The organism is Vibrio sp. TRT 2004 (assembly GCF_050113735.1).
Lineage (GTDB): Bacteria > Pseudomonadota > Gammaproteobacteria > Enterobacterales > Vibrionaceae > Vibrio.
The window spans coordinates 37765-55347 of sequence record NZ_JBNJOH010000008.1 but is presented as its reverse complement, the minus strand read 5'-3'; the positions used below and the strand labels follow the sequence as shown (position 1 = coordinate 55347).

Below are 17583 nucleotides of genomic sequence, written 5' to 3'. Positions count from 1 at the left end.
ATCACTCAGAAACAAGTATCTGGGCCTTTGGGTTTCCTTTGTCACTCTTGGCGGTTAGTCCGGCTGATATTACGTATTTTCTTGTTGCGGGGATATTTCTTATGAGCTATGCATGGTTGTATTGCTTATGGTTCGGAATATTCCTGTAGGGTTAATCTTATTTACTGAACTTGGAGTGATTTCGCTTCATATCTCTACTTAATTAAGTTGTTTGTCAGTAATTAGGCTGGGAATATTTATCACCAATGTGAGTGAACAACAAAGTACATCAAGCCCAATCATCAAGGTCGTTGCTATCGCGCTCCTTTCGGTCTACCTTCTCTGTTATCGCTCATATTTCACTAGTTATTGATATTAAGTGTTAAGAGTGATGTTACGTGATATGAAAAAGAGCCTTCACTGCTTTCTATGCCTAAGTGCTTTGTTATTACAAGGCTGCTTAGATCAATCGGAGCAAGAACAGAGAGGTGTCAACCAGTCTCCTGTCGCTAGAGACTATACCCATCAACAACAATTGAAATACGGACAACCAGTATCTATCGATCCAAATTCAGTCGGGAGTGATACAGATGGGGATAACTTGCAGTTTGCATCGCTTGAAGCCGGGGATGATGTTTCGATTAGCATCGCTGGCAATGGCAGTGCCAGAATTACTCTTCTATCTCCGGGGACACATAAGGTTTCCTTTACCTTGAGTGATGGGAAGTCCGAGTCCCGATCAGCGAATCTCACTTTCTCAAGTAATGGCGTTGATATCCAGCAAGCTCATCGGTTTTTTTTACAGTCCACCTTTGGCCCCACTCAAGAAGATATAGAAAATGCCACTCAACTTCAGCCATTAGATTGGATAGAGGCGCAGTTTGAACTGCCAGCAACGCTCCATTCACCGTTAACCCCTAATTGGGAACATGAAGAGCGTAATGACGCATGGTTCAAGTTAAGCCTTTATGCGCCAGACCAATTACGTCAGCGAGTCGCATTTGCTTTAAGTGAGATGTTTGTGGTCTCACAGTTTGGAGTGTTAGCAAAACGACCAGCTGCAGCAATCTCGTATTACGATGCCTTGGTTGAGGGGGCATTTGGTAACTATCGAGATCTGCTCGAAACGGTTTCTCTGCACCCTGCGATGGGGCTTTATCTTACACTGGTTAACAGTCGTAAGATGGATGAGGCGAAGGGCTCTATGCCTGACGAAAACTATGCTCGTGAAGTGATGCAGCTATTTAGTATTGGTCTATATGAGCTGAACTCGGATGGCACACTACAGAGAGATAGCGAGGGGAACACCATCCCAACCTACACTCAAAAAGATATCCTAAATGTTGCCCGTGTATTTACAGGTTGGCGAATGGGCGCAAACCATACCGTTCCCATGGTAGCAGAGCCCACCCACCACGATACAGGTAGAAAGCAGGTGTTGGGTCATTCGTTTGCTGCTGAGCAAACCGCCTTAGAAGATATGCGTCAGATGCTGGATATACTGTTTGAGCATTCCAACACGCCTGTTTTTTTTGCCAAGCACATGATCCAGAGGTTAGTCACATCGAATCCTTCTCCCGCCTATGTTGAAAGGGTCGCTGGGGCATTTATTGATAATGGCAAAGGAGTACGTGGAGACATCAAAGCGGTTGTCAAAGCCACTTTATTAGATGAAGAAGCCCTAGGTGTTTCTGATGTGGCGCAGCCGATTAAATTCAAAGAGCCTATCGTTGCTATTCTCAACCTGTATCGCGCTAACCTGAGTTTATCGAACGATCCCACAGTGAGTTTGACTTCATTGACTGACTATCCAGCTGTTAGTGGTAGTAAATATGCCTACAACCCCGCGGGTCAAGGACCATTGCGTTCGCCATCAGTGTTTAACTTCTTTTCTCCTGACTATCAGATTGGCACAGAGCGTAAATTGTCCCCAGAAGCTGAGCTTCTTACTTGGTCAACATATAGCACTACCTATAACTATATGCGCAAATATATCAGGGGCAAAAACAAGACTGGTCAGCCTGATCTTAGCTACTTTACTCAGCATTTCGATGACCCGGATAAGTTAATTAAAGCCATTGGCGATCTCTATTTTGGTAACAGTATTGAACCTGTCCTTGAGGCTGAACTTCGAACAACTATTCAGGATGGTGTCAATGCGTCTAGTTATGACTTTTACGCAGAAAGGTTGGCAGAGCTGGTTGTGAGTTCCGAAGAGTTTTTTATACAGGATTAATGTTATGTCGCTATCAAGAAGAACCTTTATCAAGGGCCTAGGCGCAACAACTATGGTGTCTCAGTTTGGTTGGGCTACACCATCGGTGAACTTAAATGACTATCGAGCATTAGTGTGTGTTTTCCTCAGTGGTGGTAATGATGGCTTTAATACAATTATTCCGATGGACGATGCTCATTATTCTGAGTACGCATCGATAAGAGAGTCGATCAAAATCGAAAAAAATGACTTACTGCCAACCAATCTAACTTGTTTTGATAATGATGGTATGGAAGTTCAGTTGGGTCTTCATCCCGCAATGACTGGGATACAAGAGTTATCTAATCGAGGCTATGTTAACGCTGTGATTAATTGTGGAGTGCTCAAGCAACCAATGGAGCGAGGGGACAATGGTAGCGAACCGAGCATGTTGTTCTCGCACAACTCCCAATCTCAAGAGTGGTTAAGAGGGAATGCTGCTGATCGGGCACTGCCGAGTGGTTGGGGGGCGCGCTTAATGCAGCAGCTACTATTAACCAGTAATCATTCGCCACTATACAGTTTCTCGGGTAACTCTCGATTGTTTCGTGGTGGCATCAAATCGAATAGTTTATCTCCCTCCGGCGCTAAAGGTATGACAATGCACCCCAGAACATTAGAGCAGTTTAAAAACACTTTAGATAATCCACGTCCTGAATATTTTAGAGAGTATATGCGTGGTTTGATGCGTGATAGTGTTTACGCTAGTGAGCAGCTCGACGCTATTTTAGAGGTAGAGTCGCCGGATCCTTATGGGGCATTGCGGTTAGATACTGAAAACTCACTGAGTTTGCAGTTGGATGCGGTGGTTAAGTTTATCGATAGCAGGGTCGTTTTAGGTCAGAACCGCCAGATCTATTACGTCAATCTTGGAGGCTTTGATACCCACGCGAATCAGGTGAGTGATCACCATATTTTGCTGGAGAACTTCAGCCGCGCGATGAAGAACTTTTACGATATATTGGATGCGAAGGGGCTAGCTACACAAGTTACCAGTGTCACTATGTCAGATTTTGGCCGCCGTATTGTCCCGAATCATACGGGAACTGATCATGGCTGGGGCAACAATCACTTTATTATTGGAGGCGCACCTTTTACATCGAATACGACAGGAGTGTGGCCATCATTAGTTCCAGGCAGCCGGGATGATTTTTCAACTGGGCGTTTAATACCAACTACGTCTGTTGATCAAATTGGCGCGACTATGGCCCAGTGGCTTGGTGTTCAAGACTCCCAGTTAACAGCGGTATTTCCAAATTTAGATAAGTTCACTCCATCGATACTCTCTTTGTTCGCTTGATAGAGAGAAGACTTATCCAAAGCTAAGGCAAAAATCGACTAAAGGATGAGCGGAATCTAACCTCTTTTGGTACTTCGCGTGATAGACTACTTATTGAATTAATGTCTTATCGAGAAAAGAGGTTATGCCTTCCAATCTACCTAAATCTTTCAGTAAACCATTTCTCAAGAGTTTTCACGTTTTAGAAGCTGTCCTCTTGATTGCGATAACGTTAGCGACCTTGTTTGCTATGGTGGAAGAGTTTGTTCATGTCTTTACTGAGAAACGTGTTTTACTGACAGACATTCTATTGATGTTCATCTATCTAGAAGTACTGGCGATGGTGAAACAATTCGTGATGAACGGTAAGATCCCTGTACGCTATCCTATATACATTGCTATGATGGCAATAGCTCGTTACATCACATTAGGTATGAAGGAGCTTGATGCGACTCTCGTTGTTTGGCTTTCTATTGCTGCATTTATTCTAGCAGCTGCCACTTTAGTGATTCGAGTTGGTCATCACTATTGGCCTTATGTTGATCACACGACAGAAGAGAAGGATGAGTAGACACTAATCCACTTCTTCATCTCTTGCATCCTCAGGCTAGGAGCAAACATCTATGCTTCTAGCGCTGTGAAGGCGTAAGTCTCAGGTTACGTTTTTGCTTCCTTAAAATCTCAAAAAAGCTAAATTTTTGTATGCAAATATAAAATAATCGCATGTCTCACATGTGAGACATTTCTTATGTCCTAATCTGCCGTCACACAATTTGCTGCCGCTACACCAATAGTTTAATTTAGTGATGGTACGACGTTCTTTAAAGTATATTTCACGATAGACTCTCAGACTGTGAGCTAGACTTAGTCTGATCATCAAGGTTCGGTTGTTATGTGTTTACAAATGCACCACACGCATTTCCCACTACTGTTTAGAGACGATGTATGCCTTCTACTACCTTCCTATATTGGATTGGAAATCAGCCTCAGCAAACCACTGAGTTTGATCAAATTGTTTATGTTGAATCCATAGAGCAACTGCCGGAGAAGATTGGCGGAGCCGTTTGTTTTGACTTCACCGAACCTGACAAATTATACCAATCTAAGTAAAAATATGATCTAATTAAGGCTGTCATTTCTACACGAGAATGCCATGGATAGCCTCGACAACATCGACTTTAAAAAACTCGCTAGTCAGCAGAAGTCTATACAAATGAAGATGCGTTTACTTGCTCTAGCACACTTTAAAGAAGGGCGGTCTCGAACACAGATTGCCAAATACCTGAAGGTAAGCCGCACTAGCGTGAACAAGTGGGTTCAAACCTTTCTTGAGGAGGGGCTTGAAGGACTACAGGAAAAGCCAAGAACAGGACGCCCTGCATTTCTTACCCCAAAACAGCGTGAGCAGTTAAGCCTATTTATTGAAAGTCGAGCTTCAGATTCTTCTGGCGGTAGATTAACGGGTAGCGATATTCATGCCTACATCATCAAAGAATTTGGCAAACATTATCACCCTGACTCCATCTATTATTTGCTCAATCATATGGGCTTTTCTTGGATAACATCGCGCTCCAAACACCCTTCTCAATCCCAACAAACCCAAGACGATTTTAAAAAAACTCAAAATTGAAACGATCCTCAAGATCCCCGGCCATATGGGGCTTGAGGCCGTCGATGTTTGGTTCCAAGACGAAGCTAGATTTGGACAACAAAATACAACAACTCGTCTTTGGGCTAAGCGCGGCACAAGACCGAGAGCGGTGAAACAGCAGCAATTTGAATATGCTTACTTATTCGGTTCAGTCTGTCCTACAAGAGGAATTGGAGAGGCGATAGTCGTCCCTTGGGTAAACAAAGAGATTATGATTCAGCACCTTAGTCAAATATCGCAAGCCACCGAGCGAGGTCGTCATGCAGTTGTCATAATGGATAGTGCTGGATGGCATACCAGTGATATTGCCGAGCAGTTTGACAATGTCAGTATCATCAAATTGCCTCCCTATTCACCAGAGCTAAATCCAATTGAACAAGTATGGAGTTGGCTGCGACAACACTATTTAGCCAACCAAAGTTTTACGAACTATAACGATGTTGTCGAGAAGGTATGTAGAGCATGGAATGGCTTCTTGGAAAGCGCAGATAGGGTGCAAACGATGTGCAAAAGGGAGTGGATTAACCTGACCAGTTAATTTTCCAGATTGGTATTAGATGATGCCATCAAGACGTTTTATCACAACCGCTGGCGTTGGTCTTGGTTGCTATTCGCTAATGGATACAATAATATCCATTTGCTGTTTTATTTCGCTATAATGGATATAACTGTACCCATTTGGTCTTTGCGGATGAATTTTACCTTACTTGATGATACCGATGTAAGCCAAGCTTATGCGGCTTATTTACGTGAGTTACGCAAGCAGGCAAAGCTGTCGCGCGCTGCATTGGCTGAGCGAAGCTGCGTACCTGCGGCCACCATTAAGAAATTTGAGCTGACCGGGCAAATTTCATTTCGTCAATTGCTGTTGCTATGGCAGACCCTTGATTCGCTAGATAGGCTTTATCAGCTCACGCAACCTAGCAAAGAACGCGCTGCTATACCCACGAGTATTGATGAGGTGCTAAAAGATGAGTTTTAAACCCATTCAAAAACTCGCCGTAACTCGCACTTTGAGCTCAGGTGAACAGATCTCTGTTGGAGTCTTGGCGCAGAATCGGCAAGGCGTTTTTTTTCAGTATGCTGATGACTATTTGCAGCAGTTTGGCAATTTATCACCGTTTACCTTGCAGTCGAATACGCAAGTTCAAGCCGCACCTATAGCGCCGCACCAAGGTGTACATGGCGTATTTGGAGATTGTTTGCCCGATGGTTGGGGCATGTTGTTACAAGATCGTATTTTCCGGCAAAAGGGCATCCTACCTAATCAATTAACGGCGATGGATAGACTGGCCTTTGTCGGTGATAAAGGCATGGGAGCATTGTCTTTTTCTCCGGTGTCTGAGTTTTCAGCCACGACTCATGCGGACATTGATTTAGCTACGTTAGGTCTAGAAGCACAAACGCTGTTCGATGCTTCGATGTCAGAGTATATGGATGATAATCACGATGAGTTAGATGGGCATACTCAACAGGTGTTGGCTGCATTGGTCGCGGGTGGTAGTTCGGGCGGGGCAAGGCCAAAGGCACAAATTTATATGCCTGCTGGAGAAGCTCGGCAATGCCGAACCTTTGCAAAGCCTGGCGATGAAGCATGGCTGATTAAATTTACTTCTAAAAATCTCGCGCTCGGCCATGAAGAAGGTTTGTGTGAGGCGGTTTATTTACAAATGGCCGAGCTTGCTAAGTGTCAACCACCAGTTTGGCAACTCATTGAAGCACCACCTACAAGCGGTGCGTCTGCCTGGTTGGCGCTTAAGCGTTTTGATTATGTCACCGAGCAGGCCAGTTTAAGCGGTAATCGCAGTGCAGGTCGCTTGCATATGCACAGCGCTTGCGGGCTACTGGATGCAGACTTTCGAACGCCAAGTTTAGATTATATTGACTTAATTAAAGCCAGCCGACAGCTCTGTAAATCGCCAGCCGCTGGGCAGCTGCAATTTCGCCGTGCCGTTTTTAACCTGCTGTCGTCTAATCAAGACGACCACAGTAAAAACTGGGCGTTTTTGCAAGCGGATGACGGTCAATGGGATCCTGCCCCTTTTTACGATGTTACCTACAGCCCACATCCATTCAACGAACACGCCACTGCGTTCGGAGGTTATGGTAAAGCGCCACCGCTTAAGGTGATGCAAAAACTTGCTACCAGTGCTGGCTTTGCGAATTGGCATGATGCAAGGCAAGTCATTGAAGAAGTCGCAGAAGCCATCAGCCAATTTACGTATCTGGCACAGCAGCAAGGGATCAGTAAAACAACAGTGTCTGCGATTACTAAAACACTGGATCAGCGCAAACAAGAAAATGCAGCGCTTTTTCTACAACAATAAGGAGGGACAGCAATGAAGCTCGGCCGAAACGATCCTTGCCATTGTGGCAGTGGTAAAAAATTTAAACGTTGTTGTATGAGCAGCGTTTCCAAGCAACATGCCCAAGTCTTCGATGATGTTGATGCCATGCTGGCGATGAACCCAAATTTGAGCCTTGATGAACTCAATGCCGCATTGCAACACAAAGTTCAGGATCGCAATAATCAACCTCATCCCGATTTTTGTGGCGTAACGCCAACGCAAATGGCCAACTGGCTTTATGCGCCTTTTGATCAATTACAGTGGGTGACAATCAGCACGCCCGACTCTCTTTCTGCAAGCCCGGTGATGCGTTATCTAGCACTCATTCTTGATGAGGCCATGGCGCAAGATGGCTCCTTCAAAGCCACCAGTAAAGGCAACTTACCGGCTAAGTTGGTCAAACAAGCCAGTGAGTTATTACCTGAGTTTGCTGTTGCTCAGTTTCCTGTAAATATCAGTATCAGCGAGTTTGCTGGCAGTAATGAAGACAAATTCAATGCCTTACACTACACCAGAGTGCTCGCCGAAATTAGTGGCATTATTTATCGGCGCAGTGGTCGTTACCATATAAAAAAATCAGCGCAAAAACAGTATCAAGTTCTAGGCATACAGGCCTTTTTCAAACCTATGTTAGAGGCCGCCATCAGCAAATATAACTGGGGCTATTTGGACGGTTTTGAATACGATGTCGACTTGCGCACTTTTTGGTTGTTTATGTTGTGGCGTATTCAAAGCCACAGCAGTGTGGATCAGCTTGTGAAAGAGGTGATGACAGCGTTCCCTGATTTATTGCTGGCATTCCCTACGGATGATTACTGCTCGCCAGAAAGAAACTTAATCATGCTCATCGAATCACGATTTATTGAGCGATTTTTGCAGTTTTGGGGATTTGTGACCATTAACCCAAGACGTTATATAAATGCGGAACCCGTCGCCAGAGTGGTTCAGGTACAGCCTTTATTGAAACAAACGTTTCAATTCACAATAAATACATAACAAGGTCATCGTGAGCGAATATCAATACTATAAATTTGAGCGTCTGGATGGGTATTTAGATGCTAAAGCACGTCAAGCACTCAGAGGCATTTCAAGCCGTGCCGAGATCAGCGCTACGTCCTTTCAGGTGTATTACACCTACAGTGATCTAAAGGCAGAGCCTTTTAAGCTGATGTTAAAATACTTTGATATCGGTTTTTACTATGCTGATTGGGGCTCAATCGATGCCTACATCAAGCTACCAGCTGGAACGCTCCCTGAAGCTTTACTTGGCTTTTCAAGTGATGGGCTTCATGTTCACGAAAACGATGAGTGGCAGTTGCTGATTTTTTCCATCGAGGAGTATGGCGAATATTTTGACGATGAAGATGCTGACGACTTTTTCCAGCATTTAGCTGCTTTACGCAGCGGTTTAATGCAAGGGGATTGGCGCCTTGTGTACTTTATGTGGCTCAAAGCGTTTGATTTTAATGATGACGTTGAGCGAATGCCGTTGATTCAATTTGATTTTGAACACCTCAGTGAAGAGTTGCAGGCCTTTGTGGCACTGTATGATATTCCCTTAGCCTTTGTTAAGGCGCTCGCCATGGTGCTGAGCGAACAACCCAGTCATCAAGCCAAACAAACCCAGTTTCAGTTTGACAAGTGGCTAAACAACCTCTCGGAAGCAGAGAAAGACACGCTATTACGCACGTTGTTTGAGCAAGGCCAGCTAACCCGTCACCAAGCCTTAGCGCTGACGCGAAAAGAATCTGCCAACACGGACGAGATCTATCAATATTGGTTAACACCCGATCTGATTTCCCCTTTCATTGAGCAAGCGCAAAGTCAATTGCAGCAAGAACAAGCCGCAGCACTCGCAAAAAAATTAGCCATCGAAAAAGCGGAAAAAGAAAAAGCGTTGACGGATATCTACAATCAGCGTGAGCACTACTGGCAACAATCACAAGAGCAAGCGGAGCGAACTTGCGCTAGTGGTTACGATGCGGCATCACGCTATCTGCATCAGCTGTTTGAGGCCTATCAGTTCAAAGCGGATGAAGCGGCGTTTGAACAACGTTTTAAGCGCTTTGTTGTGGCGAATAATAGCCGGAAAGCGCTGTTAAATCGCTTGAGTGATTTGCTTTAAACGATGAGGCGATAGGCTGGCCAAATGACGTTAGCAATAAACTGATTGAGGGTTGATTGAAAGGTTGTAAGCCCACTAAAAGGTCTACAAATTGTTACCCATAAGGTAACTTTGTGTAGACCTCTAACCGCTGCATTTATCCATTCAGCAAAATACACTGACGAGTACTCAACTTGCATTGCACACTTTTACGCGCAGAAAAGTGCGAAATTCTACACTTCTATGCGCATAAAAGTGTTGCGATGTTCTAATTGAGCAAGACTTTCCCTTTGGAGATGGCTTTGGGCACTTATCCCTTGGGCTTTTGGGGCAGTTTGGGCAAAGCTTTAATTCACGCTACTTAGCAACACACCAACATTACCAGCTGGTTTTGCCTATAACGCGCAAAACTGGCTGGTGATGCAACCGGCAGGGCAAGATAGCCCAGTCAAAATCTGCTCTTGGCTGCAAGTGGCCGCCCGTACTCGCGATCCGCAAGGGGACACTTCTCTTGAAAACAAAGGGCGGCAGTTGCTCTCGCTGATGGGCGAACTGGCCACGCAAAAGGCTATCAGCGTGAACTGCATTGGCTGGCATCGACACGCTTATGTGCATCCGCGCCTCACCTTTTACCCCAGAGAACACAGCAACAACCCGCGCATGGTGCTGCAAACCATGCACCCGATAGAAGGCTTTATTCAACAAGGCAGTAGCGACAGTTGGCGGCAGCACGTTGGCCGTTATTGTCTGGATAACCCGCTATATTAATTGTTGGCGTCTGCGCTGCACTAGCCGCACCGTTATTGCATTTATGTGGGGTGGATGGTTTTGGTTTACCTCTCTACGGTGCCAGCAGTACCGGTAAAACCGCAGCGTAGTATCCGGCATTATCGGTTTGGGGCGAACCTAATCAGCTGCGTCACAGTTGGCGTGCCACGGCCAACGGTTTAGAAGGCACAGCGCTTGCGCATAACGATGCCTTACTGGCGCTCGATGAAATGGGCGAAGTTGACCCCAAGGAGGCGGGCGATGTCGCTTATATGCTTGCTAATGGCCAAGGTAAAACCCGTGCAGGCAAATACGGTGAAATGCGCTTACCCGCTCGTTGGCGCTTGGTGTTTTTATCTACTGGCGAAGTGACGCTTGAAAGCCACCTTGCCAGTATCGGCAAGCGCGTGGTCGTTCCTGCGCATCCATGCGCCCACGACATACCGTTCGTCCTGAACATAAAAGCAGGGCAGCAAGTGCGCGTGATTGATCTCAGTGCCGATGCTGGAGCGCAAATGGGCGTGTTTAACCATAGCCATGGCATGAACGCCGCCGATTTAGCCGACCACCTAAAACAACAAAGTCGCCGACATTACGGCAGCTTGGCCTTGGATTGGTTGCGGTATTTAACGCAGCACAGCGTTCAGGTGCGACCCGTTTTCCAAAACGTACGCCAACGCTTTTTAGCCAGCTTGCCTCCCGAGGCTGACGGCCAAGTGCGCCGCCAAAGCACTAATGGCCGCAGGCTACCTAATCCCCGATGGCAACCGACCACAGCGCAAAGTCTGCCTGCCCGACAACACCCGCCCACGCACTTCTCTTAAAATAAACAGGGTGTTAAAGGCAGCATCTTGGATGACTAAAAAGGCGATGAATCCTGTGTGTGCTTGTCGCCTTGCAGTGAACCGGCAGTAAACATCAGGACTGGGCGAGGTTCAAAGTCTAACGCGGACAATACCGCTAGTGTACTGGTTGTGTACTTAGCTATTCGATACAGCGTGCTGACTAAATCAATGCCATTTCCAGTTTATGTTTGCGCTTCACCCAATCTGGTAAAGAGCGTTCGAGTAAGCGATAAAACTCTGGGCCGTGGTTGTGGTGCTCTAGGTGACACAGTTCATGAATGATCACGTACTCAATACACTCTTTCGGTGCCTTAATTAAGTCGCGGTTTAAGGTCAGCGTTCCATTTTTCGATAGGCTACCCCAGCGCTTTTTGAGTTGCATGATTTTCATGGTGGGTTTATCTGCATCTGAATGTGTGAACTTGTCCCAACAATCTGAAAATACCTTATTTAAATGAAAATCGGCTTTCTCTCGATACCAATCACTAAGTAGTGACTCCACATGGTCTGGTTTACCATTGGCAGACGTTACCCCAAAAAAGCCCGCTTTCAGCGCCACACCGTTATCACTACCTAATTCAATTTTTAGCCGGTACTTTTTGCCTAGATATAAATGGCTTTCACCACTGACGTATTTGCGAGAAGGGGTTCTTGGGTCAAACTGGTCAAAGTAGCGAATTTGGCGCTTGATCCACCGAGCGCGCTTTTTCACCTTAGCTTCAATGGCCTCACGGTCGGTGCCTTCAGGAGCTTTCACAAAAATTGATTTGTCTGGGTGAACTGATATTTCCAGCGATTTGCGTTTAGAAAAAGCCAGCTGGAAGGGGATTTCTCCCCCTCCGTATACAACCGCTAGCCTTTCAGCACTTGCCGTTGGTATCTCAGCCTGCTTGATGGTTGACGACATCAAGAATGCCTCCGGTGCTTCGCAACCTGCATGGTTTTATCAATGATTTCGTCCATTTGTTCTAAGCTCAGCGTCACGCCGTACTGCTCTTTGACTTCATCATAAAGAAAATCGTCAATATCATTCATCGCTGTTTTTTGAACGTCGGCATCGTCCCAAAAATCGACTTTCCAATGAGCATCAATGATTTTTTGTATCGCTAACGATGTTTGTGCCGCAATGGCATCAAGCTGAGCATCATCTAACTCATTGAGGGTTGCCACTTGCTGAAACTGCGGCTTAATCAAGCCAAAGTAGGCACACGCTTCGTCGTTTTCACGAATGCAATCAGGCATATCATCATGCTGCTTCGTGGCCACTTTGTTACGAATATCAATCACTCGGTTGAGATATTCTAAGTCTGAGATGCGCTTGGCCTTAAAGTCATCAATGGCGGCTTGGATCAGCTTCGAAAACTTCTCATAAAACGCAGGGTCTTCGTCCATATTCTCCGAAATGCTGCGCTTCGTGGCGTGGGCGATGGTGTCCGCTTTTGAGGCCGTGGTTTTGGTTTGATAAACCCCTTGCTCTTCTTTCACGGCGGTAAACATTTTTTCATCAAAAATATTCACGGGCTCGTTAAGCTGAGTCACTTCATTAGCCTGAATATGGGTATCCAGCAGCTTTTTAATTTTCGGCTCGTAGTCGCGATAATCAATCGCCTCAGCGTAACGCAACTTAACTGCCGCCTTTAAGTTCTGAAAACGCTTTAAATCGTTTTTATAGGTTTGTAGCTTTTTCTCGTCAGAGTTCATAATGAACTGCTCAGACGATAAAGCGATGGCTAAAGATTTACTGTATGCCGATAAACATTCGTAAAACTCTTCACGCAACTCGTCATCGGCCAACAACACCTCATAGGCTTCTTCGTCTTTTGAGTTTTTAACGGCTTTAAACAAATCCCATAAGTCAGAGTAACGCTGTGGCAGTTTAAACACTTCTTCGTTGATGGAGGTGAGCGTGCCTGCTAAGTCATCTTCGTCAAACCCTTCAAAGGCTTCATACATGGTTAGGGCCTTATCCAGCTCGCCCAATACGCTGGCATAGTCGATGATATAGCCAAACTCTTTACCTTCGTACAGGCGGTTAACCCGAGCGATAGCCTGTAATAGAGTGTGCTCTCGCAGGGTTCGGCATAGATACAGCACGGTGTTGCGCGGCGCATCAAAACCGGTTAATAGCTTATCCACCACAATGAGTATTTCAGGGTCATCACCGTATTTAAACTGATTGATGATTTGCTTGGTGTACTCTTCTTCAGAGCCAAAGCGCTTCATCATTTTGTCCCAGAATTTACCCACTTCATCGGTTGGTCCTTCGTCCACTTCGTCGTGGCCTTCGCGGGTATCAGGGCCAGAAATCACCACTTCAGTGGTGACGATGCCAATATCCTGTAGAAATTCTTGGTACTTTAATGCGGCCTGTTTACCTGGGGCAACCAGCTGAGCCTTAAAGCCAGTGCCTTGCCAGTTCGCACGAAAATGCTCGCTGATATCAAAGGCGCGCATGTAAATCACTTGATCAGCTTTGTTTAGCATTTCAGCGCGGGCGTATTTCTTTTTAAGGTCGGCCTTTTGCTCTTTGCTTAAATCGGCGGTGTGGCGCTCAAACCAGAGGTCGATAGCCGACTGATTCTGCTCCATCTCAATATGTCGGCCTTCGTACAGCAGTGGCAATACTGCTTCGTCGGCAACCGCTTGTTTAATGGTGTAGTGCGGCTCAATCAGGCCACCAAACTTGGCAAAGTTATTCTTTTCTTTTTTCAGTAGTGGTGTACCAGTAAAGCCAAGAAAACAGGCATTGGGCAACATTTGGCGCATTCGGGCCGCCAATGAGCCAAAGTTGGTGCGGTGGCTTTCATCGACCAATACAAAAATATCGTGCGACTCATCAACAAACTTCTCGGCCACCCAGCCTTTATCAAATTTGTGGATCAGTGTGGTGATCAAGCCCACTTTGTTTTTCAGGTGCTTAACTAAGTTTCGGCCAGACGTGGCACGTTCGCGGCTTAAACCGCAGGCCGCAAAGGTATTACCCAGTTGTTTATCAAGATCATCCCGGTCGGTAACCAAAATGATTCTTGGATTGATAAGCTGCGGCTCTAGCGCCATGGCGCGGGTGAGCATCACCATGGTCAGCGATTTACCCGAGCCTTGGGTATGCCAAATAACACCCCCTTGACGGTTTTCTTTAGCGCCATTGCCTTTATTGGTCAAACGCTTAATTCGGGCGATGGTCGCTTTAATCACAAAATATTGTTGATAGCGGGCTACTTTTTTAATGCCACCATCAAACAGGGTAAAGCGATATACTAAATCTAATAAACGCTCTGGGCGGCACAGGCTGTGAATGGCATTGTCTTGTTCCGTCACCAAGCGTTTACCTTCCGCCTCTAGCGCATCAAAAAACGGTCGTGCAGCAGCAAACTCGCCACTGAATAACTGTGCTTTAGTGTCTTCGTCTAAAGTGGTATTTATGCCTTTATCGACATCCTTCTCGAATAAAGAGCTTTTATCTTCCTGCTCCTTCCACACGCCCCAAAACTTCTTAGGTGTGCCAGCTGTGGCGTATTGGGCGGCGTTTTTATTCACTGCCAACACTTGCTGCACATAAGTAAACAGGCGCGGAATATAGTCATCACCCTGGTTACGAATGTTTTGTGATACCGCTTGCTCTACATCCACTTTAGGTGATTTACATTCAATCACGCTAAAGGGAATACCATTGACAAACAGGACGATATCGGGGCGCACGGTATCGGTGCTGCGTGCGCGCTCAACCGAGAACTCAGCGACTACATGAAAGCTGTTATTGGTAGGCGTTTTCCAGTCGATATAATTGAGGGTAAAGCTTTTTGAGTCCCCCTCAATGGTTTGCTCCATGGCTGAGCCTAAGGTGATTAAATCGTAAATCGACTCATTGGTTTTTTGCAGACCATCAAACTTAATATTTTTCAGCTTTTGGATCGCGGTTTGAATGTTCTCCTCGCTAAACAGATACTCGCCACCTTTATAGTTAATGCGATTAATCTTTTTTAGCTGCTGACGTAGCACCCCTTCTAAAATCACATTGGCACTGCGCCCACCCCGTTCAGCCAGCGCTTGCTCAGGGGTAAGGTACTGATAACCCAAATTGATTAGCTGTTGTAGGGCAGGAATTTGCGACAAGTACTTTTCGTTAAACTCGAAGCCCGAAGGCTCCGAGTTTGTATCGTAATTGACTGGCGGTGTGCTCATGCGACGCCCTCCCTAGAAAGCTCCTGACAAGTCTCCTCAGAGAGGTGCTGAGAACTACCCACTTGCCACTCACCTGTAAGCAGCTTTTGCATCAGACCGCGTTTCTGACTGCGGTATTGCTTTAAAGTCTTCTTGAGAAGTCTGATTTCCTTATCAGCTAAATTTAAACTGTCAGAAATACGCTTCTGATCTTCCAATGTTGGAAGATCAACGCTGATTTTAAATAGCTCTTTTGGGTGTAATCGCTTAGAGCCCGAGCCTGCTGAAAAATTTTCTAACCATGAATAAAATGATGGACGAGAAAGATACCAGTACAGCCATTTAGAATTAACATTATCAGCTATATCGAATGCTGGAATATCCTGCGATGAGCTATAGCCATCTAGGTGCGAAGGAACGATTCCTATAGAGCCTCTAAATACATTTTGCTTTCCATAGATAAGCTGGCCTGATTTACGATGAAAATATTTCGTCGCGTCAGTCGATTCCGTGCCACGATAATCTCTTACACTTACGCCTTTCAAATGTAATCTGACAGTAAGCCTTCTCTCTGGATCTTGTGTAGTGTCTGGAATTCTGCTTTCAGTTAGAAAATCTCCAAACTTTAGCGTCTGATCGGTCTGAGAGCTGCTGATTAAGTAGGATCTCAACCACTCAAACTGCTTTTCCTTGGCCGAAATTAACGCTTCCGTTTTTTCGATGGCGTTTTCCCAAAGATCGAGCATTTCTGCGATTTTATTTTGCTCTTGTATAGGTGGGATTTGTATCGGAATCCACAAAAATTCTTTTTTTGTTATGTTTTTGATGTTGGTTCCCGTTGCAAACCCAAGTATTTGTGACCTAATTTTTGGCGATGCCAAACAATAGGATAGCCACTTCATGTTTGTTTCAACATTTGGATTGGGAACAGTCTGCCATAGTTTGTCTGAAAGAAACCTCATAGGGTAATTTTCATATACATATGTGCTTGCACCCACGTGAGCAGAAGTGCCACTGGCACGACTGATAATAATTTGCCCCGCACGTGGAGTGCATTTTGCTCGGTCAAGCTCCTTTCCCGATATTGGTTTACTTGCCTTGGGATTAAAGTGGCCATACGTCACGGAGCTTACTTTTAATACGGCATATTCATTATCACTAGGCTCACGGTCCTCGCCATTTACACTTACTCCAGACTCAAATGAACTGATCAAGTCACCAACACGACCATTTTTCCATTCCTTACTCATTGGTCACCCTCCAACTTCTTCTGTGCACGCGCTAACTGGGGAATGCCTTTTTCCGGCGTTGGTAAATCCTCTGGCATAGTGCCGCCCAGCTCTTCAATGGTGGCGCGCACTTTGGCACCCACTTCAAAATGAGTTTGATTGGCATGGGCTTTATTACTGACCTGATCACGCTTTAGCTTCTCTTCTGTTTGCGTGGCGCGGAACAGGTTAGCGGCAAGCTCAGTACTGCCCATATGGTCGAGGATTTTTTGGCTCTTTTTTAAGCCTTTGTGCTGGTGAATGGCTTTGTTGTCTAACCCACCATACAAGCCTTTGTAACCATGGTTTTGGAAAATGGCATAGTCCAAACCAGACTCAACACCTGCATCACGAGCCGCTGCAGCCAGTTGCTTGTTGTGGTCGGCCAATTCATTGCGCAGCATTAAGCGTTTTTGGTCTTCATTTAACAGCTGAAAGCCAGTGTCATCTTGTAGCTCTTGGCGACGAGTCTGAATGGCAAAATAGGTCTGGCCATTGGCGATCACCGGCTTGCTGGCATCACCGTTTTGCACAATCAGGTAACAGGCGTAACGGGAAAGCTGATAATCACGGGTAGTTCGCTTAGCCCCCGAGCCAATATCGACCATTTTTCCCACCTGGGAAAAATGGTCTTTACTCGACTGGCCGGAGCCCTCACAAGCTGTGATCGCTTTTTTGATAACACGCTCAAACTTGTCCCAAGTACTGTAGTCAAGCACAGTCTGTAACTCTCTGGCATACCAGAACTCATTGCCTTCCGATTCATGCTTTAAGCTTTCAAAGCTGGTGTGTTCTGGTTGGGTAAGCTGCTTGTTACTCATCGTGCACCTCCCACCATTTTCGTGACGTCACGCAATTGGTTTGTAGTGCCGTACTCACACTTAGACACCATTTTGTTGGCGTCAACAAAATGGTTGTTGTTAGTC

General features: G+C 45.7%; 13 protein-coding genes and 1 pseudogene. 10 read left to right on the top strand and 4 right to left on the bottom strand.

Annotated features, from left to right (window positions below; translation table 11 throughout):
* Positions 1 to 382 precede the first annotated feature (382 nt).
* From ACQEXR_RS05410 to ACQEXR_RS05365, 10 genes and pseudogenes are all read left to right on the top strand, one after another.
* Positions 383 to 2215, top strand: coding sequence for a DUF1800 family protein (locus ACQEXR_RS05410; RefSeq protein ID WP_426953036.1), 1833 nt, complete (start codon positions 383 to 385; stop codon positions 2213 to 2215).
* Between the two features lie 4 nt (positions 2216 to 2219).
* Positions 2220 to 3533, top strand: coding sequence for a DUF1501 domain-containing protein (locus tag ACQEXR_RS05405; RefSeq protein ID WP_426953037.1), 1314 nt, complete (start codon positions 2220 to 2222; stop codon positions 3531 to 3533).
* A gap of 124 nt (positions 3534 to 3657) precedes the next feature.
* Positions 3658 to 4083: a phosphate-starvation-inducible PsiE family protein gene (locus ACQEXR_RS05400; RefSeq protein WP_331427694.1), complete on the top strand. Its 426-nt coding sequence runs from the start codon at positions 3658 to 3660 to the stop codon at positions 4081 to 4083.
* Between the two features lie 374 nt (positions 4084 to 4457).
* Entirely contained in the window at positions 4458 to 4622 is a 165-nt protein-coding gene (locus ACQEXR_RS05395) for a hypothetical protein (protein WP_427019898.1), read from the top strand.
* Between the two features lie 43 nt (positions 4623 to 4665).
* Positions 4666 to 5701, top strand: a protein-coding gene (locus ACQEXR_RS05390; RefSeq protein WP_427019897.1) for an IS630 family transposase whose coding sequence is annotated in 2 segments (ribosomal slippage) — positions 4666 to 5136 and positions 5138 to 5701 — 1035 coding nt in all. Because the reading frame shifts where the segments join, the coding sequence is not laid out codon by codon here.
* Between the two features lie 153 nt (positions 5702 to 5854).
* The gene (locus ACQEXR_RS05385; RefSeq protein WP_020746923.1) at positions 5855 to 6145 is read left to right on the top strand and encodes a helix-turn-helix domain-containing protein; all 291 of its coding nucleotides are present in this window, start codon (positions 5855 to 5857) and stop codon (positions 6143 to 6145) included.
* Positions 6135 to 7490 (top strand): type II toxin-antitoxin system HipA family toxin, encoded by a 1356-nt coding sequence (locus ACQEXR_RS05380; protein WP_427019896.1) that lies wholly within the window; start codon positions 6135 to 6137, stop codon positions 7488 to 7490. The genes ACQEXR_RS05385 and ACQEXR_RS05380 overlap by 11 nt, the downstream gene beginning before the upstream one ends.
* 12 nt (positions 7491 to 7502) lie before the next feature.
* Entirely contained in the window at positions 7503 to 8507 is a 1005-nt protein-coding gene (locus ACQEXR_RS05375) for a YecA family protein (RefSeq protein ID WP_427019895.1), read from the top strand.
* A 10-nt stretch (positions 8508 to 8517) separates the two neighbouring features.
* On the top strand, positions 8518 to 9636 hold the full coding sequence (locus ACQEXR_RS05370) for a hypothetical protein (protein ID WP_427019894.1): 1119 nt from the start codon (positions 8518 to 8520) through the stop codon (positions 9634 to 9636).
* Between the two features lie 399 nt (positions 9637 to 10035).
* Positions 10036 to 11108: pseudogene (locus tag ACQEXR_RS05365) on the top strand (DUF927 domain-containing protein); the annotation flags it as partial.
* Positions 11109 to 11388: 280 nt separating this feature from the next.
* Here the strand turns inward: ACQEXR_RS05365 and ACQEXR_RS05360 are convergent.
* From ACQEXR_RS05360 to dinD, 4 genes are read right to left on the bottom strand one after another with little or no spacing between them, the layout of a single operon-like run.
* Positions 11389 to 12135, bottom strand: a complete 747-nt coding sequence (locus ACQEXR_RS05360) for a M48 family metallopeptidase (RefSeq protein WP_427019893.1) — start codon at positions 12133 to 12135, stop codon at positions 11389 to 11391.
* Positions 12135 to 15410: a type I restriction endonuclease subunit R gene (locus tag ACQEXR_RS05355; protein ID WP_427019892.1), complete on the bottom strand. Its 3276-nt coding sequence runs from the start codon at positions 15408 to 15410 to the stop codon at positions 12135 to 12137. The genes ACQEXR_RS05360 and ACQEXR_RS05355 overlap by 1 nt, the downstream gene beginning before the upstream one ends.
* A complete protein-coding gene (locus tag ACQEXR_RS05350; protein ID WP_427019891.1) occupies positions 15407 to 16639 on the bottom strand; it encodes a restriction endonuclease subunit S in 1233 nt (410 codons plus the stop codon). The genes ACQEXR_RS05355 and ACQEXR_RS05350 overlap by 4 nt, the downstream gene beginning before the upstream one ends.
* The gene (dinD, locus tag ACQEXR_RS05345; protein ID WP_427019890.1) at positions 16636 to 17478 is read right to left on the bottom strand and encodes a DNA damage-inducible protein D; all 843 of its coding nucleotides are present in this window, start codon (positions 17476 to 17478) and stop codon (positions 16636 to 16638) included. Before dinD ends, ACQEXR_RS05350 begins: the two co-directional genes overlap by 4 nt.
* Between the last annotated feature and the right edge of the window lie 105 nt (positions 17479 to 17583).

Coding starts and splice junctions, on each gene's coding strand:
- ACQEXR_RS05410 (WP_426953036.1), top strand. CDS start 383: ATGAAAAAGAGCCTTCACTGCTTTCTATGCCTAAGTGCTTTGTTATTA.
- ACQEXR_RS05405 (WP_426953037.1), top strand. CDS start 2,220: ATGTCGCTATCAAGAAGAACCTTTATCAAGGGCCTAGGCGCAACAACT.
- ACQEXR_RS05400 (WP_331427694.1), top strand. CDS start 3,658: ATGCCTTCCAATCTACCTAAATCTTTCAGTAAACCATTTCTCAAGAGT.
- ACQEXR_RS05395 (WP_427019898.1), top strand. CDS start 4,458: ATGCCTTCTACTACCTTCCTATATTGGATTGGAAATCAGCCTCAGCAA.
- ACQEXR_RS05385 (WP_020746923.1), top strand. CDS start 5,855: ATGAATTTTACCTTACTTGATGATACCGATGTAAGCCAAGCTTATGCG.
- ACQEXR_RS05380 (WP_427019896.1), top strand. CDS start 6,135: ATGAGTTTTAAACCCATTCAAAAACTCGCCGTAACTCGCACTTTGAGC.
- ACQEXR_RS05375 (WP_427019895.1), top strand. CDS start 7,503: ATGAAGCTCGGCCGAAACGATCCTTGCCATTGTGGCAGTGGTAAAAAA.
- ACQEXR_RS05360 (WP_427019893.1), bottom strand. CDS start 12,135: ATGTCGTCAACCATCAAGCAGGCTGAGATACCAACGGCAAGTGCTGAA.
- ACQEXR_RS05355 (WP_427019892.1), bottom strand. CDS start 15,410: ATGAGCACACCGCCAGTCAATTACGATACAAACTCGGAGCCTTCGGGC.
- ACQEXR_RS05350 (WP_427019891.1), bottom strand. CDS start 16,639: ATGAGTAAGGAATGGAAAAATGGTCGTGTTGGTGACTTGATCAGTTCA.
- dinD (WP_427019890.1), bottom strand. CDS start 17,478: ATGAGTAACAAGCAGCTTACCCAACCAGAACACACCAGCTTTGAAAGC.